This window comes from Nocardia crassostreae (assembly GCF_001613405.1).
GTDB lineage: Bacteria > Actinomycetota > Actinomycetes > Mycobacteriales > Mycobacteriaceae > Nocardia > Nocardia crassostreae.
This window is the reverse complement of record NZ_BDCH01000040.1, coordinates 1-21,747: the sequence shown is the minus strand read 5'-3', so window position 1 is coordinate 21,747 and position 21,747 is coordinate 1. Positions and strand designations below refer to the sequence as shown.

Below are 21,747 nucleotides of genomic sequence, written 5' to 3'. Positions count from 1 at the left end.
ACATAGACGGCCCGGACGCTCGAAAGCGTCCGGGCCGTACGTATGTCGAATCTCAGGCGTCGAGCGCGCGGGTGAAGCGCGCCGCCAGCTCCACGATCTGCTCCTCGGTAATGACGAAGGACGGCGAGATCTGCAGCGCGCCCTGACCGGCGGCGCGGGTCGAGACGCCGTGCGCGCGCAGGGTTTTCACCATGCCGAGCGCCTCGCTCGGATCCGCCAGCTGCACCGCGGCGACCGCGCCCAGGCCGCTGCGCACCTCGGACACCCGGGCGTGCGCGGCCAGCGGCGAGAAGTGCTCGTGCAGCAGCGATTCCAGATTCTTGCTGGCGTCGAGCAGGTTCTCGCGCTCGATAATGTCCAGGTTGGCCATGGCGGCGGCCGCGGCGGCCGCGTGCCCGCCGTAGGTGTAGCCGTGCCGCCACCAGACGCCGCCCGCGAAGAACGGCTCGGCGATGTGCGGTGCGATGAAGACCGCGCCCATGGGAATGTAGCCGGAGGTCAGGCCCTTGGCGGTGGTCATCAGATCGGGCTGCAGATCGAATCGCGAGGAGGCGAACCAGGATCCGCCGATGCGGCCGAAGCCGGTGACGACCTCGTCTGCCACGAACAGGATGTCGTTCTCCCGGCAGATGCGGCGCACCTCGGTCAGGTAGTCCTGCGGCGGCAGGTAGACCCCGCCTGCGCCGATGATCGGCTCGGCGAAGAAGGCCGCGATGCGCTCCGCGCCGACCTCTTCGATCAGGGCGGTGAGCGCCTTGGCCTGATCCCATTCGACGGTGCGGGTATCGGGCATGAACTCCCCGTAGCCCTCGCGGTTGGGCGGCAGCCCGGCCAGCGCGGTGCCGCCGATATGCATGCCGTGATAGGCCTTCTGCCGCGCGACCAGCAGGGTCTTGTCCGGCCGCCCCTTCTCGTGCCAGTACCGCCGCGCGAGTTTGGCCGCCGTATCGATGCTGTCGGACCCGCCGGAGGTGAAGAAGATCTTGCTGCCCGGCACCGGGGCGATCGCGGACAGCCGCTCGGCCAGCTCCCGGGTGACCGGCGAGGCCAGATCCCCGAAGTTCGAGTAGTGCGCGATATCGGTCAGCTGCGCCGCGACCGCATCCGCGATCTCGCGCCGCCCGTGCCCGACATTGGCGAACCAGAGCCCGCCCGTCGCGTCCAGATACTGGTTGCCACCCTCATCCCAGATGTAAGCGCCCGCACCCCGCGCCACCACGAACGCACCATCCCGCTCGACCGCGCCCATATCGGCGAAGCCATGCCACAGCGAACCCATCCAGCACCTCCATCACCCGACACGGGCCACCCCGCGGCAACCCGATTTCTCTCCTCACCATCACACCACCACCCCCGTGAACAGCCCCAACTACCCCCTGACCAACCGCCCGGTTCCCCCCGCACCCGCCGCCACCGGCACGCACACCGCGACGAAGATCGATCGCCATCGCCGCTCACCCGCTCGCCAGCCCGACACGGCGGCACATGCCGCACCACCCGCCCGGCCAAGGGCACCGCTTCCAGGTGAATGCCACCCGGACGACCTATCCGATTCCGCCTGCGACCGCCGCCACCAGCATGTACGCCGTCCCCAGATCCATCACCACGTGCGGCACCACCGCCAGCGGCCCACTCGCCCCCACCGGATGCGGAAACACATGCCGCAAGGCCCGTCTCGACCCCGGCGCCGCCATGAGCACCGCGTCCAGCGCGAACAGCACCGCCAGTCCGAGCATCACCCACGGCGTCGGCGCAGCCCCGTGATGACCGCCCCCGTGCCCGCTCATCGCGTACAACATGGCCGCCGCCGCGACGACGTGATAGGCGAAAGCCGTCACGCTCTCCCCCGACCGCGCCGCATATCCGCTCGGCAGTCCCTCGCGCTCGCCGGGGACGGCCACGAACCCCGCCCGCCCAAGGCCGGACTCGGATCCCCGACCCACGGCACCCGAACCCCAGGGCATCATCCCGGAATCCCCGCCCGCACTGCGCCGCTGGAGCGTCCGCCCGACCAGCAGCATCGCGAACACCACCGTCATGGCCGTCAGCACGCCCCGCACCGCCCGCGGATCGGCCGCCGCCGGAAACACCAGCATGGCCAGCATCACCAGGCACATCAGCAGATGCGCCGCATCCGATTCCAGGTCAACAGCACGGAATCCCCTGCGCCCCAACGCCATTCCTCCCGCCGCCGATGAAAGCGCCACTCCCTCGGTCAAAACAGCGCGCGCACACGTCACCCCTGGAGCGCCGTCCCCGACCACAGCCCCGCCCCCGCCCGCCCCCGCGGCATCCGGCCGCGCCCCCGCGAGCCGCCCCACCACGATCACCACAGCCACCCCGAACGCGGCAACCACCAACCACCGCAGCACGTCGTATTCCTGCACGAATACCGTCACACCCACCACCTCTCGCGGCGACCGGTTCCCCTCCATGCTCGCACCGGACTCCGACCGGAAGCAGCCGAAATGGCAGCGACTGCGTATCAGTGGCAGCAAATCGGACGAAATACTGCCATTCCCGCGCCACTGAGCAGCCTCCCAGGCAACTCCGCGAGTACCCGGGATGGCAGCGATGGAGGTGCGGCGGAACGTCTCCGTTGGAGATCGCAGGGCGGCCCGTTCCGTGCGCGGTCGCGGGCGGATCTCGATATTCGTACTGATCGGGAACCACCGGTCGTGGGCGGGCAGGGGCGGTCCGGCGGTGGGACCATGGGTGAGGCGGGGCCGTTCGGGAGGGAGTCCGATGTGCCTGACCAGACCACGGTTTGGGGGCTGCGCCGCGGTCGGTGGTCGAGACCTGGAGGTGTCCGATGTGGCCGGAGACGCACGGGATGTCGGACGGTGGGCGGGTGTGGTCGCGGGTGGTGACGTTCGTGGTCGCGGGGTTGGCCGGATTGTTGATGGCGGCCGTGGTGGCGGTGTCGTGTTTTCCGCAGGAGGTGGAGCGGAAATGGGCCGGGCATATGGAATTCGTGGTCGAGAGCGTGGACTTCATGACCGGGAAGGTGCAGTTGCGGAGCGTGCCCGGAACGGCGGAGGACGATGCGCTGGTGGATTCCTTCCTGTACGGGCTGCCCACGTCACGGCTGCCCGAGGGGATCGCGGTGGGAGAGCGGGTGCGGTGCACGGTGCGTCAGACCTATCACGATGCGCTGGATCGGGACGATGGGTATCGCAGCGAGGTGCTCGACTGCGTCCGGCAGTAGCGCTGGGCGGTCAGCGCATGCGGAAGACGGGGCCGCGCGGGCGGAATGGGAGTGACGCTCCGGCGGGGATGAGGAAGGCGTGTTCGTGGCGGACGCGGACGACGTCGCACATGCCGTCGGTGATGATGAGGATCGGGCCGTCGGGTGGGAAGTCCTCGGCGCGTTCGAGCAGGCGGATGCCGGGTTGCAGGACGGTGCCGCCGCGGCCGCGGACACGGACTTTCGCCGCGATGTCGTCGACGGGGAGGTAGCCCGCGTCGTAGGCGGCGGCATCGCAGTAGACCACGCGGGCGCTGGGGACGTCGCGGGCGCGGGCGTAGGAGGCGATGGCGCCGAGGCCCTTGCCCAGGAGGCGGACGTCCATGGAACCCGAGGTGTCCAGGACCACGCCGAAGGTGGGCAGGCGGACCGCGTCGTGTGGGCGCACCCAGGCGGGGCGCGGGATATCGGGGGTGGAGGATTGGCGGCGGGAGGCGCGGGCGTAGCTGCGGCGCTTCTCGACGGCGGGGACGTGCTCGTCGAACCATTGCGCCAGTTGCGCATCCCACGGCAGCGGGGGCTGGTCGAGGGCGCGGATCTCCTGTTCCAGTCCGGCGGGCAGCAGGCCGCGGCCGCTGTTCTGGTGGTAGGCCAGACCGGTGGCGAGGGCGCCGCGGTAGTACTCGTCCAGGTCGATGTAGCGGCCGGGAGAACCACCGTGCGGCAAGGGTTCTCCGAAGATGTCGCCGCGGCCTTTACCGCGAAGTGTGGCGAGCTTGCGCATCTTGCGCAGGTCTCCGGTGATGCGGTCGTAGATCTGTTCCGCCGAAAGACCTTTCAGGGCGGGATCGTAGAGCAGACCCTCGGGCATCTCCCCCACTCCCATCTCGACCAGCCAGCCGTTCACCACGTAATCGCAGGCGATATTGAACAGATAGTGGTCGCGCCAGCCCGCGCGCTCACCGTGCCGCAGGGCGGCGTGCAGCATTTCGTGAGCGAGCACGAAACGCCACTCGTCGTCGTTCAGCCCGGCGAACGGATTGATGTAGATCTCGGCGGCCTCGGCATTCACCGCCGCGATCGAAATATCCCAGCCGCGCGCCACATCCGCGTCGGCGACGATCTTCATGCCCGCCGCCAGCGCACCCAGCAGCGGATAGGAGGAGACGAGCCAGTTCAGCGCGCGATCCCACACCTGCATGGTCTCGCGCCGACCGCGGGTGACAACGTGACCGGCACTGTCCAGCGCGGCCCGGGCGGCCAGGCCCACGCCGACGGCGAAACTCGTCTGGTAGTCGGCCTTCTCGGCATGCGCGGCCGTGGCGATGAAGAAGTCCGGGAACTCCGGCTGCCGGTAGTGCTCGGGAACCTCACCGTCACACCAGCGCTCGGCCAGGGCCCGCTCGTCGGAGCCGCCCGGCCCCGGCGGCAGATCGCCCGGCGGGCGACCGATCTTCAAGGTCAGCAGGTACCGATCGACGGTCACACAGCAGGCCGCACGATAGGCCGGATGCGGTTGTGACGCACCGAGATTCCTGCGGGAGTCGAATCTATTCGGAGCCATCAGCCGCGGCGGCACCTCGCGCGGATCGAGATGTCCGAACCCGGCGTGCAGCAGCAGATGCGCGAAGGTCCACGCCCATTCCTCCGGCTGTGCTCGCGCCTTCTGGTTGTAGACGACGTAACCCCACCCGTCGATATAGGCCCGGAGGTCGGCGGGCAGCTCCTTCTCACCCTCGATCAAACGGCTTCCCGCCCACCGGAACAGCGGATTGCCGGATACCAGTCGCCACCCGGCCAGGACGTTCTCGTACCACGGCTCGGCGACCTTGCGACGTTTACGGGTCGACCGTGCGGCCACCGCTCACCTCCGAGCGGCGAGGCGCGGCAGATCCCGGGTGACCTCCACCAGGTACCAGGACAGCAGCAGCGGCAGCCCGTCGTCATCGGTGGCGATGACCAGCTGGGCGCATTCCACCGAGATCTCCGCGAGTTCGGTGAGCATCGTCTTCGACCGCAGCACAAAGCGTTTCAGCCCCGCCGAGGCGTGCTCGCGGGAGGCGGGCAATTCTTTGATCAGCCGGGCGCGGAACGTCTCGGACAGGAAGTACAGTAGATCGCGATCGGCCGGATCGCGCGGCCAGGCCGTATCACCCTTGATGACCGCCTCCAGATCGAAGGCGTGCCGCACCGTCTCCACATACGCCCGGAAGGCCGAAGCATGCGCGGGGGTCAGCGTGCCCGAGGCCAGCACCCACAGCGCCTCGTCCGCGACCCCGGTTCCATAGGAGTGCAAGGCATCCGAGAGCATGTGCCAGCCGCGCGGGGTGGAGAAGGGCTGCTCGGTCTTGGGTGGCGCCGACCACAGATGATCCGGGCGCTGCATGATGTACTCCACCACCCACGGGTGAATGTCGTTGTCCGCGGCCCACTTCAGCCAATCGTCCACATCGGCGCGCAGATGCATGTGCACCATGCGATTCACCAGCGCCGAGGCCATCGGGCGGGCGAGGGCATTGTCGGTGGCGCGGTTACCGGCCCCGATGACCACCGATCCGGCGGGCAGATCGTAATTGCCGATACGCCGATCCAGAATCAGCGAATAGAACGATTTCTGCACCTCGCCGGGCGCGGCATTCAGTTCGTCCAGAAACAGGCAGTACGGCTCCGGCCGGGCAATCATTTCCGGCGGTGCGAACCGGCTGCGATCCGCGACTATCTGGGGCACGCCGATGAGATCCTCGGGCGCCAACTGGGTGCCCAGCAGCGTCACGCATTCCAGGCCGAGTGAATCGGCGAACGCTCGCACCAGTGAACTCTTCCCGATTCCGGGGGCGCCCCACAGAAATACCGGACGCACCACCGCGACGTGCAGCAGCAACTCCGGCAACTGATCCGGGGTTACCGTGACCGTCGCTTCCAATGTGTCCTTTCATCGATTGCCGACGCCATTTCCGGGCGTCGCGATAACGGTACGGTCCGCGACTGCACGGCGGCCACCGATTTTCCCTACCATCGGCGACTGTGCACCCCTTTCGCCGCGTCCTGACCCAGCTGTTGCAGGCCCGCTTTCCGCTGCTCTACATCCAAACCTTCGAGGAGCAGCGGGTACTCGACGAGATCACGGCCACGCTGGCGGCCCTGAAGACACCGCGCCCGCCGTGGCATTGGTCGGCGACCGAGGGGCTGCGCCGCACCGGCGGCCTGCCCGAGCGCAATACCAACGATCCGGCCGCCATGTTGCAGAGCGTGCGGCGGGTCGGTGAGCGCGCCGTATTCGTGTGCACCGATCTGCACGCCTTCCTGGGCGACGGCACCCGTCCGGCCGAACCGCTGGTGGTGCGGGCCCTGCGGGATGTGGTGCGCGATTTCCGCGCCGGGCCGGTGGCGCGCACCGTGATCGTGGTGGCGCCGGTGCTGCGCATCCCGCCCGAGCTCGAAAAGGAGGTCACCGTAATCGATTTCGCGCTGCCCAGGGAGCCGGAGATCCGCGAACTGCTCAACGGCATGATCGCGAGCAATCGCGATACCGTCGCCGTCGATCTGGGTACGCACGGTCATGACCGGCTGACCAAGGCGGCGCTGGGGCTCACACTGTCCGGGGCCGAGAACGCCTTCTCGCTGGCCATGGTGCAGGACGGGCGGCTCACCGATGCCGGTGTGGAGGTGGTGCTGACCGAGAAGGCGCAGACGATTCGCAAATCCGGGCTGCTGGAGTTGGTGCGGACCGAATCGGCGCTCGCCGATGTGGGCGGGCTCGACGAACTGAAATCGTGGCTGCGCAAACGCAACGACTCCTGGCTGGCCGAGGCCGCCGCCTACGGATTGCCGGTCCCGAAGGGCGTGCTGATCACCGGGGTTCCGGGCTGCGGTAAATCGCTGACGGCCAAATCCGTTGCGGCCGAATGAGGTCTGCCTTTGATTCGGCTCGATATCGGCCGGGTCTTCGCCGGGCTGGTGGGCGCGAGCGAGCACAATATGCGCTCGGCGCTGGCGACGGCCGAGGCGTCCGCGCCGTGCGTGCTGTGGGTGGACGAAATCGACAAGGGTTTCGCCGGTGCGGGCACGGCGGGCGATACCGGAACCAGCGCACGGGTTTTCGGCACTTTCCTCACCTGGATGCAGGAGAAGGACCGGCCCGTCTTCGTCATTGCGACGGCCAACAATATCGAGAATCTGCCCCCGGAATTCCTGCGCAAGGGGCGATTCGACGAAATCTTCTTCGTGGATCTGCCCGGAGCCGATGAGCGCGAGGCGATCTGGCGATTGCACCTGCACCGGCGGCTCATCGGCCCCGCGGCCGGGCTCGAGCTCACCCCCGGCCTGCTGGCCGATCTGGCGCGCGGTTCGAAGGACTTCTCCGGTGCGGAAATCGAGCAGGCCGTGATCGCGGGCCTGTTCGACGCCTATTCGGCGCGACGGCCACTGGATGCGGCCGATCTCTTCCACGCCATCGAGAACACCGTCCCGCTCTCGACCCTGCACGACGCCCAGATCACCGCCCTGCGGGAATGGGCGAAACTGCGCGCGGTTCCGGCGTCGACCTTCGCGCCGCCGACCGCGGACGATATCGAATAGGCACGGCGGCGAAGAACTTCATAAGCGATTCACAAGCGCCGTAGTAATACTTCCGATTATGAGCGTCTCCCTGATCCTGCTGCCCCTCGCGATCGGCGCGGTCGCCAAAGCCGCCGCATCCCAAGGTTCTGCGGCGGTGAACGTATGCACCGTCTCGACCCGGCTGCGTGATCCGCGGCTGCTCACCCTCGCCGTCGGCGATACCGGCGGCCGGGCCATCGTGACCGGTCCCGATGCCATCGATGTCGAATGGGCCGAACTCGCCGCGCAATTGCGCCGCGATACCGAGGGCATCTGGCAGGCGCACTTCACCGGCACCACCGATGAACAGCGCTGCGTGGACGCCGAGCTCGCCGTCGACGCCGCCTACGGCCGCCGGGTGCAGGCCGAGGTCCTGCGCAAGGTCCGCGACCGCGCACCGGCCGCGGGCATGACGCTGGTCTCGGAAACCACCAATACCGATGAGTCGGTGACCATGGTCCTGGAGGTCAACCAGTGAGCGAGCCGGTCCGCATCACCGTCACCATCGCCGCCGACGGCCAGGTCAGCGCCCAGACCCATGACACCGTCGGCGCAGGCCGTCTGCCGTACATCCAGATCCTGGAGAACATGCTCGAAGCCACCACCCTCGACAGCGAATACACCGGCGACTGGTGGAAAACCGCTGCCGCCCCGGTGGTCTCACACCTCGACCCCGCCGTCGATCCCGCCCGGGTGGACGACCGGCTGTGAACGGCGCGCTCCCCGGCACCCACGGCTGGCGCACCGCGAACAGCCTGTGGATCATCCCCACCTTCCTCTGCGGCTTCCTGACCTGGGCGAGCTTCCTCTACATCGGCGTCCGCACCAAACACCGCCCGTGGCTGATCAGCGCCGCCGTCTACTTCGCCGCCACCATCGGCATATTCGTCCTCCTGGGCCTGTCCGGCCCCACCGATGACGACGTCGCATCCGGAAAAGCAGCGCCGCCCACCCCCACCCAGCAAACCATCGACGACTGGGGCGCCGGAGCTCTCATCGCCGTATGGATCGGCGGCATCGTGCACGCCCTCCTGGCCCACCCCCACTACCTCCACCGCATCCAGTCCGGCGTACCCCGCCAGCATCCTCCGATGCCCCTCTACCCCAACCCGATTCGTGAACCCCAGGCACCGACCTGGCTGACGGACGACACCCAGCATTACTGGGCCGCACCCGCCGCACCGGGCTTCGTCGCGGGCAACGCACAGGGGCGCTGGGCCCCGCCGGGCGCGCCCGCCGCTGGTGCAGCCTGGCCCACCAGCGGTCAGCCGCAGCAGTGGGCTTCACACCCGCCGACTGCGACCCCTGTTGCCGCATGGCCGGATCCGCGAGCGCTTGTTGCTGCTCCGGACTCCGCCGCTCCCGACTCGAACTCTCGCGTGCTGGTGAATACCGCATCCGCCGAACAGTTTTCGGCACTCGCCCTCGGCCCCGACACCGTGGCGGCAGTGCTCGCGGCGCGGGACCGCAGCGGAGGCATTCGCGATCTGCAGGAGTTCGCGTCGGTATCCGGGCTCAAACCGCACGAGTTGCGGCGAATCGCGGATCGGCTCGACTTCACCGGCGCGACACCGCAACCAGCGCGGGCATTGGGCCGAAAGCTGGATCTGTGATTCCGATATCGGTGTGCCCCGGCGAGGTTCCCGGGAATGCGGTGCGGGTGAGTCGGGTGCTCGCGGCGACCGAGGCGGAGGGGCCGGGGCGGCGGAGTGCGATCTGGGTGCAGGGGTGCACTATTCGGTGCCGGGGGTGTTTCAACCCGCATATGTGGGCGGCGGCGGGTGGGACGGTGGTGGATGTCGGGGAATGGATTCCGCGGGTCCTCGATGCGGCGACGGAGGCCGGGGCCGAGGGGATCACGTTGCTCGGGGGTGAACCGTTCGAGCAGGCCGCACCATTGGCGCGGCTGGCCGCGGCGGCGCAGGCGCGGGGGTTGTCGGTCATGACGTTCACCGGGTACGAGTACGGCGATCTGACCGTGTGGAGTCGGCGGCGGCGCGATATCCGGGAGTTGCTCGAGCGGACCGACCTGCTGGCCGATGGGCCGTATCGGGCGGATCTCATCGATCGGGTGCGGCCGTGGGTGGGGTCGACCAATCAGGGGTTGCGGGCGCTCACCGGGCGGTATCGCGAGCTGGAGTTCGTGAGCGCGCCGGATCGGGTGGAGGTGCGGGTGGATACGGACGGAACCATCGCGGTGAACGGGTGGAGTGATGTGGACACGCTCGACGCACTCCTGGCCGGGCTCGGCGTTCGGGGCGACCGGCGGACGCCGCCGCGAAACCCACAGGGCTCGAGGGTCTTTCGGCTAGCGCATCACCACCAGGTCGGGGTGGTGGGCCTGCATTGCCGCCACGATCGATGTCGGCTTGGCGTTGCGGAAGGACAGGTCGACAACGAGTTCGGTCGATTCCTCCTGTGCCGTGAACCCGATTCCCTCGCCCCACGAGATTCGCCGTTCCATGACGGTGGGCTCGCGGATGTGGATCGCCATCCGGTAGGCATGGAGGGAGACGAACTCGATTCGCCGCCATGCGATCCGGCTGTTCGGGTTGACCGACAACCCCGACGAGTCCACCGTCAGTGTCCACTTGGCCTGCCTGTACATCATCGGTACTTCGACGCAGGGCGCGACAACCGCCAGAGCTCCCGGCAGCACGAGCAGTCCCCACAACGGCATCTTGTCGTCCGTCACGAACGTGACCATCAAGAGGATCGGGATGTCGACCAGCACACCCGCGAAAGCCCCGACGAGAGAGGTGCCCGGCAGGCGCCGACCCGCGCGCACGCACGAGAAGACCATTGGCGCCGGAGTATTCGGCGCGGCGGCCGAGGCGATCCGATCCGGCAGCTCGGCGAGCGCCGTCGCCGCGGTCGGGCGACGTTGCGGATCCTTCCGCAGGAGCCGCATGACGAGCGTGGCGAGCTCGCCACATTTCGTAGGCTCCCGCGCGGTTCCCGATCGGGCATCGACAGCGAACGGCCGCCTGCCTTCGATCGCCTCGTAGAGCGTGACGCCCAGCGAGAACAGATCGCCGATCGCCCCGCGATCGTCGCCCCACAAACGCTCTGGCGCCGCATAGGCGGGGGTGCCGATGAAGATCCCCGTCGCCGTCAGCTGTGTGTCTTCCTGCTGCGCGGAGATGCCGAAATCGGCGAGCAGCACCCCGCCGTCCGCGGCCATCATGATGTTGGCGGGCTTGATATCCCGGTGCACGATGCCCGCCGCATGCGCGGTGACGAGTGCGCCGAGCAGGCGGCGCGCGAGGTCGAGCGCGTGCTCCCGGGTGAGTGTTCCGTTCCGGTCGAGGTATTCGCGCAGCGAACACCCGTCCACCAACTGCATGATGATCCACGTGTCCGCATCCTCGGCCAGCACATCGTGCACTCCCACCACATTGGGGTGATCGCGCAGCTGTGCCGCATTCCGCGCTTCCCGGGCGGCTCGGAAGATCTGCTCGCCGACTCCCGGACCAGGTAGTCCGGCAATCCTTTTCGCGGCCACGTCGACCCGGAGCAATTCGTCCCGGGCTCGCCAGACCTCGCCGAAGGCTCCGGCGCCGAGCACCTCGACCAAGCGGTACCGCCCACCGATCAGACGGCCGGGCTTCTCGTTGGACGCCACCCCGACCCCAATCCGCTGTGTGACGCTCTCAGGCTACGACCGCTGTGATTCTCGTAGCAATGACCGTGTTCGGCGGCCGCCGAGCAGGAGACCGACCAGTCTCGTAGGCTGGCCGCCATGCGCATCGTTCTCGACGACCTCACCGGATCCGAGGTCATCGCCTTGCTCGAATCCCATGTCGCCGAGATGTTCGAGCACTCCCCCGAGGACAGCGTGCACGCGCTGGATCTGGAGGGGCTGCGCAAGCCGGAGGTCACCTTCTGGTCGGTCCGGGAAGGCGAGGAGCTGGCCGGGTGCGGCGCGGTCAAGGAGCTGGACCCTACCCACGGGGAGATCAAGTCCATGCGGACGGCCGCGAACTTCCGGGGGCAGGGCGTGGCTTCGCTGCTGCTGGACCACATTCTCGACGAGGCGCGGGCGCGCGGCTACGAACGGCTGAGCCTGGAAACCGGGGCTCCGGAGTTCTTCGCCCCGGCCGTGCGGCTCTACGAGCGCCACGGCTTCACCCGGTGCGCGCCATTCGCGGACTACGTCGAGGACCCGTACTCCATCTTCATGACGCGCGCCCTCTGAGCGGCAATCACGCTCGGGTGTAGTGGGTTTGGCGTGAATCCCAGTAGCGGTGCACCAGTACGCCCAATCTGGCCACCACGGCGGCCAGCGCCATGAAGACGAGCACCATCACCACCAATCCGAGCGCCATATCCAGGTAGCCCTGCTCACGCGGGTCAATGAACGGGTACGGATACCAGTCGACGATCGGCCCACGGATCAGCGTGTAGACGCCGTAGAGAATCGGGTAGATCAGCCAGGCGCCGAGCAGGCCCACGCTCACCCCGATGCCCGCCGGGACCAGCAGCCAGTCCACCAGCATGACGACGGGGATGACCCGGTGCAGCACCGTATTGGTCCATTGCCCCTGCATCTGCACGTCGATATCGGCGAGCAGCACGGCGTAGATGATGCCTGTGATGACCATGTACAGCGTGGCCGCGCCCCGGAACACCCGCCAGCGCCGGTCCCGCGGATCGCGCAGTCCGCCGACCAGCAACACCACGGCGGCGAGGATATTGGACTGAATGGTGAAGTAGGAGAAGTAGTTCGCCATGGAGTAGGCCGGATTGTCGAGGTTCTTCAGCGGCCCCCAGGCCAGCGTGAAAACTCCGAGCACACCGAACGCGAGGCGCAACCCTCGGATCCACCAGGGCGCTTCAGCTGTGCCGTTCATGATCGAATCGTCGCACGCGGCGGTCCGGGAACGCGGACGATACGCCGATTCAGCACACTTCTGGCAATCCTATTTGGGCGGTATGCGGCACCGCGCCGACCGGCCGATTTCCCGGCTTCGCTAGGCTTGACGGTGCAATGACCAGGACCGCCGCCACCTTTCGCGAGCTTCGTACCCGCCTGGCCGATCTCTCGATCCGCGACGAATACCGCTTGCGTCGCCGGCTCGACAAGGCCCGCGGCGGCGATCTCACCGATCTCGAAGCCGATATCGATGCCGCCCAGCGCCGCGTCGACGCCCGACGCGCCGCCGTACCCGCGATCGTCTATCCCGAGCAGCTGCCGGTCTCGGCGCACCGCGATGACATCGCCAAGGCGATCGCCGAGCACCAGGTCGTGATCGTGGCCGGTGAGACCGGCTCCGGTAAGACCACCCAGATACCCAAGATCTGCCTGGAACTCGGGCGCGGGGTGCGCGGGACCATCGGGCACACCCAGCCCCGGCGGCTGGCGGCGCGCACGGTGGCCGAGCGCATTGCCGAGGAGCTGGGCACCGAACTGGGCGATGTGGTCGGCTACACCGTCCGCTTCACCGATCAGGCCTCGGATCGCACGCTGGTCAAGCTCATGACCGACGGCATTCTGCTGGCCGAGATCCAGCGCGATCGGCTGCTGCGGCGCTACGACACGATCATTATCGACGAGGCGCACGAGCGCAGCCTGAATATCGACTTCCTACTCGGGTACCTGAAGCAGCTGCTGCCGAAGCGGCCGGATCTGAAGATCATCATCACCTCCGCGACCATCGATCCGGAGCTGTTCGCACGGCACTTCACGAAGCAAACGGACGACTCCGGCAGCGACGAGAAGGGCACGCCCGCACCGATTGTCGAGGTCTCGGGGCGGTCCTATCCGGTGGAGATCCGGTACCGGCCGCTGTCCCTCGAAGTTCCGCTCACCTCCGACGATCCCGATGACGAGGACACCGAGGTCGTGGACCGCGACCCGACCGACGCCATCGGCGACGCGGTACGCGAACTGCTCGCCGAAGGCGACGGCGACATCCTGGTCTTCCTCTCCGGCGAACGCGAGATCCGCGATACCGCCGACACGCTGCGCGATATGAAACTGCCGCGCCTCGAGATCCTCCCGCTCTACGCGCGGCTCTCCCCCGCCGAACAGCACAGGGTCTTCAGCCCGCACACCGGCCGCCGCGTGGTGCTCGCCACCAATGTCGCCGAGACCTCCCTGACCGTCCCCGGCATCCGCTACGTCATCGATCCCGGCACCGCCCGCATCTCCCGCTACTCGCTGCGGACCAAGGTGCAGCGCCTGCCCATCAAACCGGTCTCGCAGGCCTCGGCGCGCCAGCGCTCCGGCCGCTGCGGTCGCGTCGCCGACGGCATCGCCATCCGCCTGTACTCCGAAGACGATTTCGAATCGCGCCCGCAGTTCACCGAACCGGAGATCCTGCGCACCAACCTGGCCGCCGTCATCCTCCAGATGACCGCGCTCGGCCTCGGCGATATCGAGAGCTTCCCCTTCGTGGAGGCGCCCGACAATCGCGCCATCCGCGACGGCATCGCCCTGCTCGAGGAACTCGGCGCCCTCGGCCGCCGCACCGACGACGCCCGCCCCGACATTCCGGACGCGGGCCTGGTCCTCACCCCCGTCGGCCGCGAAATGGCGCAGATCCCGGTCGATCCCCGCATGGCCCGCATGCTCGTCGAGGCCAACCGCACCGGCTGCCTGACCGAGGTCCTCGTCATCGTCGCCGCCCTGTCCATCCAGGACGTCCGCGAACGCCCCGTCGAACACCAGCAGGCCGCCGACACCAAACACGCCCGCTTCACCGTCGAAGGCTCCGACTTCCTCGCCTACCTCCGCCTGTGGGACTACCTCGGCGACCAGCGAAAATCCCTCTCCGCCAACCAGTTCCGCCGCCTGTGCCGCGACGAGTTCCTGCACTACCTGCGCATCCGCGAATGGCAGGACCTGCACGGCCAACTCCGCACCATCACCCGCGGCCTCGGCTGGTCCACCGACACCACCCGCCCGGGCGACGACGCCGACGAGCAGCCCACCGGCCGCGGCGGCGATGGGGACCGGCATGGCGCCAGCACGCGACGTCGTCGCGGCGGCGCGGATGGACGTGGCGACAGCGGACGCAACGCGGGTGGCCGCGGCATGGGCGCTGACGGCGGGAGCACGGATCAGGGCGATCCCGCCAGTGGCGGCCGGGCCCGGGCCGCGACCAATCCGCTACGCGCCCAGATCGGCGAATCCGGCGGACGTGGCGCGAGCGCCAGGAACCAGGGTGGACAGGGCCGGGGGCGCGGCGAGGCGGATCGCTTCGCGAACCTGGCCGCGCTGGCCGCGGCCGATGATGCGCTGCCGTGGGATGTGACATCGATTCATCAGGCCCTGCTGGCAGGCATGCTGTCGCATATCGGTGTGCGGGAGGCGGAGTCGCGGGAGTTCCTGGGCGCGTGGAATGCGAAGTTCATGATCTTCCCCGGGTCATCGCTGGCGAAGAAGCCGCCGCGGTGGGTGATGGCGGCGGAGTTGGTGGAGACGTCGCGGTTGTGGGGGCGGACGGCGGCTCGCGTCGAGCCGGAGTGGGCCGAGCGGCTCGCCGGGGATCTGGTGAAACGCACCTACTCGGAACCGCATTGGTCGTCGAAGCGGGGGGCGGCGCTCGCTTATGAGCGGGTGACGCTGTACGGGATTCCGCTGGTTACGCAGCGGCGGGTGGATTTCGGGCGGATCGATCCGGAATTGTCGCGGGAGTTGTTCATTCGGCATGCGCTGGTGCAGGGCGAGTGGCAGACCAAGCACGCGTTCTTCACCGAGAATCGGGAACTGCTCGAGGATGTGGCGGATCTGGAGCATCGGGCCTGGCGGCGCGACATCCTGGTCGACGACCAGGTCTTGTTCGAGTTCTACGACAAGCGAATCCCGGCGGATGTGGTGTCGGTGCGGCACTTCGACAGCTGGTGGAAGAAGGCGCAGCGCAAGGATCCGGAGCTACTGAACTTCACGGCCTCCACCGTCGTAAACGAGGATGCGGCGCTGCTGGATCCGACCTCGTACCCGGACAGCTGGCGGCAGGGCGAGCTGACCTTCCCGCTCACCTACCAATTCGAGCCCGGCCAGGCCGATGACGTTGTGACCGTGCACATTCCGATCGCGCAGCTGGCGCATGTGCGGGCCGTCGGATTCGGCTGGCTGGTCCCCGGCATGCGCGAAGAACTCGCCGTCGCGCTCATCAAGACGCTGCCGAAACAGTTGCGGCGCATGGTCGTTCCGGCCCCGGACTTCGCCCAGGCCGCGCTGGCCGCGCTCACCCCGCGCGCCGAACCGCTGCGTACCGGACTGGCCCGCGAGCTGTCGCGACTGGGTTCGGTCACCATTACCGCCGCCGATCTCGATCCGGCCGGGTTGCCCGATCATCTGCGCATGACCTTCGCGGCCACCGACCCGGCGGGTGCGCCGATCGCCCGCAGCAAGAGCCTCGCGGAGTTGAAAACCCGCCTTGCCGAGCAGGTTTCGAAGTCCGTCGCGCGGGCGAACACGGCCGCCGAACGCGCACCGGCCACGGTCTGGACCTCGGAATCCCTGGGCTCCCTGGCGCCTTCGGTCAAACGTCAGGTCGGCGGGCAGACCATTACCGGATATCCGGCGCTGGTCGCCGAGCCCGAAGGCGTCGCCGTCCGAGTGCTGAGCTCACCGGCCGAGCAGGCCGCCGCCATGTGCGTCGGCACCCGCACCCTGTTGCTCAATGCGCTGCCGACCACCGTCCGCTCCGTGACCGCCAGCCTGCCGCCCGTGGATCGCCTTGCGCTGAGCCAGAATCCGTACGGCTCCCTGGACGCACTGGTGGAGGACTGCCGCGCGGCCGCCGCCGATGAGCTCATTGCCGCGAACGGCGGACCGGTGCGCACGCCCGAGCAGTTCCAGGCGCTACTGGAGAAGGTGCGGCCGCGCTTCACCACGGCGGTCGCCGATATCGTCCGCGCGGTGGTGCCCGCGCTGGCCGTGGCGCATCGGGTGCGGTCCACGCTGGCCGACACCGGGACGGCGAGGCCGTCGAGGATGTCTTGCATCAGCTCGACGATCTCGTCTTCCCCGGCTTCATCTCCGAATGGGGTCCGGCTCGATTGCGGGAACTGCCACGGTATCTGGACGCCGCGCGCGTGCGTCTGGAGGCGCTACCCGAGTCCTCGGGCCGCGACCGCCAGGGCATGGCCGAGCTGGATCGGGTGCACGCCGCCTACGACCGCCTCGTCGCCGCGCTGCCCGAGGGTCGCAAAGGCGGCCGGGATGTGGTCGAAATCTGGTGGATGATCGAGGAATTGCGCGTCAGCCTCTTCGCCCAGCAGCTCGGCACGCCATATCCGGTGTCCGCCAAGCGCATCGAGAAGGCCATCGACGCCGTACGCAAGGCTCCCCCGCCTCGCCGCTGAATCCGGGATGGACTCGCGTCCGAACCGAATGCGATGGTGGTCCATGACCCTTCCCGCCGTGTACACCACCGACCACGTCCCCGGATCCGCCGCCGAGATGACCGCGGGCTGGATCGTCTGGGGCTATGCGAACGATCTGGCCAAGGCCATGGCGATGATGCAGAACATCGCCGCCCGTGACCAGGCCGATGGGATTGTCGGCGCACGCATCACAACGAGCGCCGCTACCGGCGTCACCAGTTTCGGTATCAGCCGATCCGCGACCACGTATGACTGTTACGGCATCGCGTTCCGCTGGGCGCGCTGACCGCGCGAGCCTAGGTGGAGGTGGCGGCTACCGCGTTCTCCTCGCGGTGCTTGCGTAGCTCGGCGATCTCGCGCTCGAAATCCTCTGCGGAACTGAAGGATCGGTAAACCGAGGCGAAACGGAGATAAGCGACTTCGTCGAGATCGCGCAGCGGGCCCAGAATGGCCAGGCCCACCTCGTGGCTCGGCACTTCCGGGGAGCCCTTGGCGCGCACCGCATCCTCGACCTGCTGCGCCAAGAGGTTGAGGGCATCGGAGTCGACCTCGCGACCCTGACAGGCGCGGCTGACACCGCGAATGACCTTTTCACGACTGAACGGTTCGGTGACGCCGCTGCGTTTCACGACCGAGAGAATCGCGGTTTCAACCGTGGTGAAACGTCGTCCACATTCCGGGCAGGCACGTCGCCTCCTGATGGCGGTGCCTTCCTCGGCCTCACGCGAGTCGACAACCCTCGAATCGGGATGGCGACAGTACGGGCAATGCATCCGGAATCCTTCGTCGGTGCCTGAGCTCCTCAGCAATCTCGAGGATACCCGGGTGGGCGCGGTCACCGTGCGTCCGCCCGGGTTAGGGGGTCGAATCAGACGGTCACCCGCCACTGCTGGGTCATATCGGCGAGGATGTCCGGCAGCCGGGTCAGCAGCCTGCCCTGGGCGAGTTTGGCCGGGAAGGGTTCGGCCAGAATCGGTCTCGCGAATGCCTCGTTCGCGCAGAGTTCCAGGTAGCGCGGCAGCAGATCATTGGTGATGTAGTGCCACCGCGTGTCGCGGTCGGCCCAGTTGAAGTCCGGGAGCGGGGCGCGCAGTGACGCGGTGCCCGCGGAGATGGTGATGGGCGCGAACACGCCCGGGGCGCGGACGCCGGGTACGGCGGCCTTGCCCGCGAGGGTGCTGACATAGGTCATGACCCGCCCCATGGCGCCCCGGCCTTGCGAGGTGACGTCCCATTGGTCAGCGATGATCTGATTCTGTTCGCGGTCGGTCATGCGCACCGCGGCATCGGCCAGACCGGCGGGAGTGCCGCCCTCGATACCGCGCCAGGCGAGAATGGCGTTCTCGTCCAGGACTCCGGCCCGGTACATCTCCTCGACACCGGCCTGCCCCTCGGCGATGTACGCCTCGTGCATGGGGACCTGGTCGATGAAGATGTGCTTCTGCATGATCATCAGCCGGGTCTGGTACCAGGCCAGGTCCGCGGCGGTGAGCCGCGCGCCCTCGAGCGCGAGGGTGCGGATATCGGAGGGCAGCAGATCCGCCAGGTCGGCCGGTGTGCCGCGCAGCAGGTCGGCGACCGCGCCGCCGAGCTGATGGACGCCCGGTACGTCGATCAGGGCGGCGACATCGAACATGTCGAAGAATCCGGAGGCGAACGAGCCACCGGCGAGACCGGCCAGACCCACCCAGTAGAAGTCCGGATGCTCGTTGTTGAGCCGCAGATAGTTCACGTAAACCTGGGTGAAGGTGTGGGTATTGGCCACGACGCCCCGCTCGGGATCCCATCCGGACAGGTCGATATCGGCGTTCCGAGTGGCCACGGCCAGCCAATACTGGTGCAGCAGCGTGGCATACCGGGTCGGCGGGATACCCGCGGCGCGGGCCGCGTCCAGAGCCGTGCGCAGTTCGTCCGGGTCGAGGGGCAGGGTCGGGTTCAGTCCGCCGCCGTACGCACCGTCGCCGTTGACCGACGGGAGATCCAGATATGCGGCATAGGTGGGTTCGGCGTGCGCCACGGGTGCGGCGGCGAGGCCGAGCAGCAAGGAAGCGAGCAGGACCGCACCGCGGAGCAGATGCCGGGCCCGCGCGGGTCTGCCCGTGCTTCGCCCCGACCCGCGCCCCGCTCGGCCCGAGAGTGGTCGCGGCCGGGCCGCATTCCGGCGTGCGCTGTCGCGGGTGAGCCGTATTCCGCCGGTGCGGATGGTCATTGCGCCCCCTGTCGAGATGCGCGCCGGTCCAGGGCGGACCGGCGCGAATGTAGCCGCTGTCACATCTCGGGCACGCTAGCAACGCGTTTCAGTTTTCAATCTGCATTTTCGGCCATACCGCTGGCCGTCCATCCCTATCGACCGGACGGCTAACCTTCGGCGATCGCACCATCCCCTGTGCGATCGCGGCGGGCGCGGGCGATCGCGATCAGCGAGGCAGGACGGGGGCGATGTCCACGACCGGGGTGGGCTCGGCCGGGAATTCAATGGTGCGCAATTGCGCCAGGCCAATGAGACCGGCCACGGCCAGGGCGCTGACCAGGGCGGCAATGGCGAGTGCGGCGAAACCGGCCTGGGCGCGCTGCACGGACTCGGCGCCGCGGGTCGGGGCGCCACCGGCGCGCAGCTCCCACGGGATGCTGTCGAAGCCGAGATCGATTCCAAGAGTATCGAATTCGCTGACCACCGTGCGCATCGAACAAACCTCCAAATGGACGGGACCGGTTGCACTGGACGATTGACTCGCTCATGTGTTCGAAGAACTGATGTTCGAATTTCTACCAAGCCGGACCGACAATGTCAGCTATCCACGCGACATGCGTCGAACAGATGTTTGATCACCGGGCCCGCGCGGACTACAGTCGAGACACGAGCTCTCCGGCAGGCCTTACGCACGCCGTCCGGGGAGCGAATTCCGGTGAGACACAGCAGTGAACGGAGGACTGCGGCGGTGAGCGAACACGGCGGTGTGGCAGGTGAGGACGGGCCGGTCGGTCTCGCCGACGACGGCACTCCCGAAACATCCGGCGCCGGGGCGGATCTCACCTCCCGGCAGCGCAAGGTGCTGGAGGTCATCCGCGAATCGGTCAGCGACCGCGGCTACCCCCCCAGCATCCGGGAAATCGGCGACGCAGCCGGCCTGACCTCGACCTCCTCGGTGGCGCACCAGCTACGCGCTCTGGAACGCAAAGGCTATCTGCGCCGCGACCCCAATCGCCCACGCGCCGTGGACGTCCGGGGCCTGGACGAAACAGCCGTACGCGCCACCTCGGGCGGATCGCAACTACGCGCCGTACCGTCGGACACCGACTCCGACCACCCCATCCCCACCTACGTCCCCGTCCTGGGCCGCATCGCCGCCGGTGGCCCGATCCTGGCCGAACAAGCCGTAGAGGACGTATTCCCCCTCCCCCGCGAACTGGTAGGCGAGGGCTCCCTCTTCCTGCTGAAGGTCGTCGGCCAGTCCATGATCGACGCCGCCATCTGCGACGGCGACTGGGTAGTGGTCCGCCAACAGAACGTAGCCGAAAACGGTGACATCGTAGCCGCCATGATCGACGGCGAAGCCACCGTGAAAACCTTCAAACACACCGGTTCCCAAGTGTGGCTGATGCCCCACAACCCCCTCTTCGACCCGATCCCGGGCAACGACGCCCAAATCCTCGGCAAGGTCGTCACGGTCATTCGCAAGATCTGACCGTGCCGCACTGCCGTGACCCGGCGCCCGCCCCGCAGACCGGGCGCCGGGTCACGACAGTCGCGCCCTCACTGCACAACCCCCGTCCAGACCGCCCGAGCCCCCGAATCCCCCACCCGATAGGTCTGAACCGTCGCAGCCGCCCCCGCGGCAACCACAAGCACAGCCACCAACGCGACCAAGGCCCGCCCAACCGGCCGATTCCGCCCCGCCCGCAGGTGCAGCAACACAACGAGTGCAGCCGCAACCAACAGCGGCACAACGAAATACAACATCGTCCCGCCCAACTCGGTGTGCTCCTCGATCGCCGGAGTCGAGCCGATCCGCTCCTCCAGCAACTCCCCCGCCTCAGTGGTAATGGGCGTAAGCGCCACAACCACAACCGCCAATAACGCCGCAGGCCAAACCAACCGAGCCCGAGCCGCAGGCCACAAAACACACAGGATCAACAGCACCGCAGTCAAAGGCACAAGCACAACCAACCCATGCACCAACAACACATGCGTGGGCAGTCCACGAAACGTCGACATCTAGCCAGCCTCGATTCGGTAAGCCATCGCGGGCAATACCTGAACAACGTATGCGCACCGAGCCAGGTTCGGTCGAGATGCGAACGAACCGGCGTGGAACGCCGGGGCGAAGCGGAGCACGACGCATCCACGACCAGCCTTCGGCACGAAGCTTAGGCGCAGGCCCAGCCCGTGGAGCGAATCCGCGACGGGCGACCACCCGCCGGGGCAAAACGGGTAAGCGACCAACCCGGTACCGAACGCGCGTGGGACGACCAAAGTTCAGCGGGAACACGCGACGATGACCAAGTTCAAAGCGAGGACACGAGAGACCACCAGCCATCGGGGCGAAACCGCGACAAAACCACCAGCTCTCGGGGCGAAACCGGGGATGTACGAACAGTGTCCGGGGTGGGTCTGCTCAGGA

At 68.0% G+C, this 21,747-nt stretch carries 19 protein-coding genes and 2 pseudogenes; 11 read left to right on the top strand and 10 right to left on the bottom strand.

The window, feature by feature from the left end:
* Positions 1-52: 52 nt before the first annotated feature.
* Together NC4_RS34880 and NC4_RS34875 are read right to left on the bottom strand one after the other, a co-directional pair.
* On the bottom strand, positions 53-1,279 hold the full coding sequence (locus NC4_RS34880; protein WP_067547552.1) for an aminotransferase family protein: 1,227 nt from the start codon (positions 1,277-1,279) through the stop codon (positions 53-55).
* A 265-nt stretch (positions 1,280-1,544) separates the two neighbouring features.
* Positions 1,545-2,399: a DUF5134 domain-containing protein gene (locus NC4_RS34875; protein ID WP_157555405.1), complete on the bottom strand. Its 855-nt coding sequence runs from the start codon at positions 2,397-2,399 to the stop codon at positions 1,545-1,547.
* A 413-nt stretch (positions 2,400-2,812) separates the two neighbouring features.
* Here NC4_RS34875 and NC4_RS34870 point away from each other — a divergent pair, with 413 nt between their 5' ends.
* Positions 2,813-3,208: a hypothetical protein gene (locus NC4_RS34870; protein WP_157555404.1), complete on the top strand. Its 396-nt coding sequence runs from the start codon at positions 2,813-2,815 to the stop codon at positions 3,206-3,208.
* A gap of 10 nt (positions 3,209-3,218) precedes the next feature.
* Here NC4_RS34870 and NC4_RS34865 read toward each other — a convergent pair whose 3' ends face one another.
* Entirely contained in the window at positions 3,219-5,048 is a 1,830-nt protein-coding gene (locus NC4_RS34865) for a vWA domain-containing protein (RefSeq protein WP_067547545.1), read from the bottom strand.
* A 3-nt stretch (positions 5,049-5,051) separates the two neighbouring features.
* Positions 5,052-6,110: an AAA family ATPase gene (locus tag NC4_RS34860; RefSeq protein ID WP_067547542.1), complete on the bottom strand. Its 1,059-nt coding sequence runs from the start codon at positions 6,108-6,110 to the stop codon at positions 5,052-5,054.
* A 101-nt stretch (positions 6,111-6,211) separates the two neighbouring features.
* Between NC4_RS34860 and NC4_RS41965 the strand changes: the two genes are divergently transcribed.
* The 6 genes and pseudogenes from NC4_RS41965 to NC4_RS39660 all read left to right on the top strand — a co-directional run.
* Complete coding sequence (locus tag NC4_RS41965; RefSeq protein WP_218021379.1) at positions 6,212-7,096, top strand: Ycf46 family AAA ATPase; 885 nt, start codon at positions 6,212-6,214, stop codon at positions 7,094-7,096.
* A 9-nt stretch (positions 7,097-7,105) separates the two neighbouring features.
* On the top strand, positions 7,106-7,765 hold the full coding sequence (locus NC4_RS41960; RefSeq protein ID WP_218021378.1) for an AAA family ATPase: 660 nt from the start codon (positions 7,106-7,108) through the stop codon (positions 7,763-7,765).
* A gap of 58 nt (positions 7,766-7,823) precedes the next feature.
* Positions 7,824-8,264 (top strand): hypothetical protein, encoded by a 441-nt coding sequence (locus NC4_RS34850; RefSeq protein WP_067547539.1) that lies wholly within the window; start codon positions 7,824-7,826, stop codon positions 8,262-8,264.
* On the top strand, positions 8,261-8,497 hold the full coding sequence (locus NC4_RS34845; protein ID WP_067547536.1) for a DUF2997 domain-containing protein: 237 nt from the start codon (positions 8,261-8,263) through the stop codon (positions 8,495-8,497). The genes NC4_RS34850 and NC4_RS34845 overlap by 4 nt, the downstream gene beginning before the upstream one ends.
* On the top strand, positions 8,494-9,399 hold the full coding sequence (locus NC4_RS34840) for a ComEA family DNA-binding protein (RefSeq protein ID WP_067547533.1): 906 nt from the start codon (positions 8,494-8,496) through the stop codon (positions 9,397-9,399). The genes NC4_RS34845 and NC4_RS34840 overlap by 4 nt, the downstream gene beginning before the upstream one ends.
* Positions 9,396-9,881, top strand: a pseudogene (locus NC4_RS39660) (4Fe-4S single cluster domain-containing protein); the annotation flags it as partial. The gene NC4_RS34840 and the pseudogene NC4_RS39660, both read left to right, overlap by 4 nt.
* A 213-nt stretch (positions 9,882-10,094) precedes the next feature.
* Here the strand turns inward: NC4_RS39660 and NC4_RS34835 are convergent.
* On the bottom strand, positions 10,095-11,411 hold the full coding sequence (locus NC4_RS34835; RefSeq protein WP_067547530.1) for a serine/threonine-protein kinase: 1,317 nt from the start codon (positions 11,409-11,411) through the stop codon (positions 10,095-10,097).
* A 117-nt stretch (positions 11,412-11,528) separates the two neighbouring features.
* Here NC4_RS34835 and NC4_RS34830 point away from each other — a divergent pair, with 117 nt between their 5' ends.
* Positions 11,529-11,984 carry a GNAT family N-acetyltransferase gene (locus NC4_RS34830; RefSeq protein ID WP_067547527.1) on the top strand — a complete coding sequence of 152 codons (456 nt, stop codon included), beginning with the start codon at positions 11,529-11,531 and terminating at the stop codon, positions 11,982-11,984.
* Between the two features lie 7 nt (positions 11,985-11,991).
* Here NC4_RS34830 and NC4_RS34825 read toward each other — a convergent pair whose 3' ends face one another.
* Positions 11,992-12,639 (bottom strand): Pr6Pr family membrane protein, encoded by a 648-nt coding sequence (locus NC4_RS34825; protein ID WP_067547524.1) that lies wholly within the window; start codon positions 12,637-12,639, stop codon positions 11,992-11,994.
* 137 nt (positions 12,640-12,776) lie between these two features.
* On the opposite strand from NC4_RS34825, the pseudogene hrpA reads away from it, so the two are divergent.
* A pseudogene (gene hrpA, locus NC4_RS34820) lies at positions 12,777-17,104 on the top strand (ATP-dependent RNA helicase HrpA).
* 43 nt (positions 17,105-17,147) lie between these two features.
* Positions 17,148-17,411 (top strand): hypothetical protein, encoded by a 264-nt coding sequence (locus tag NC4_RS34815; protein ID WP_067547521.1) that lies wholly within the window; start codon positions 17,148-17,150, stop codon positions 17,409-17,411.
* Between the two features lie 10 nt (positions 17,412-17,421).
* Here NC4_RS34815 and nrdR read toward each other — a convergent pair whose 3' ends face one another.
* From nrdR to NC4_RS34800, 3 genes are all read right to left on the bottom strand, one after another.
* Positions 17,422-17,898 carry a transcriptional regulator NrdR gene (gene nrdR, locus NC4_RS34810; RefSeq protein ID WP_067547518.1) on the bottom strand — a complete coding sequence of 159 codons (477 nt, stop codon included), beginning with the start codon at positions 17,896-17,898 and terminating at the stop codon, positions 17,422-17,424.
* Between the two features lie 95 nt (positions 17,899-17,993).
* Positions 17,994-19,334 carry a hypothetical protein gene (locus NC4_RS34805; RefSeq protein ID WP_245722133.1) on the bottom strand — a complete coding sequence of 447 codons (1,341 nt, stop codon included), beginning with the start codon at positions 19,332-19,334 and terminating at the stop codon, positions 17,994-17,996.
* A 208-nt stretch (positions 19,335-19,542) separates the two neighbouring features.
* Entirely contained in the window at positions 19,543-19,809 is a 267-nt protein-coding gene (locus NC4_RS34800) for a hypothetical protein (protein ID WP_067547515.1), read from the bottom strand.
* Between the two features lie 273 nt (positions 19,810-20,082).
* Between NC4_RS34800 and lexA the strand changes: the two genes are divergently transcribed.
* Positions 20,083-20,811: a transcriptional repressor LexA gene (lexA, locus tag NC4_RS34795; RefSeq protein WP_067547854.1), complete on the top strand. Its 729-nt coding sequence runs from the start codon at positions 20,083-20,085 to the stop codon at positions 20,809-20,811.
* Positions 20,812-20,879: 68 nt separating this feature from the next.
* Here the strand turns inward: lexA and NC4_RS34790 are convergent, their stop codons facing one another.
* The gene (locus NC4_RS34790) at positions 20,880-21,341 is read right to left on the bottom strand and encodes a DUF2231 domain-containing protein (protein ID WP_067547513.1); all 462 of its coding nucleotides are present in this window, start codon (positions 21,339-21,341) and stop codon (positions 20,880-20,882) included.
* Positions 21,342-21,747 lie beyond the last annotated feature (406 nt).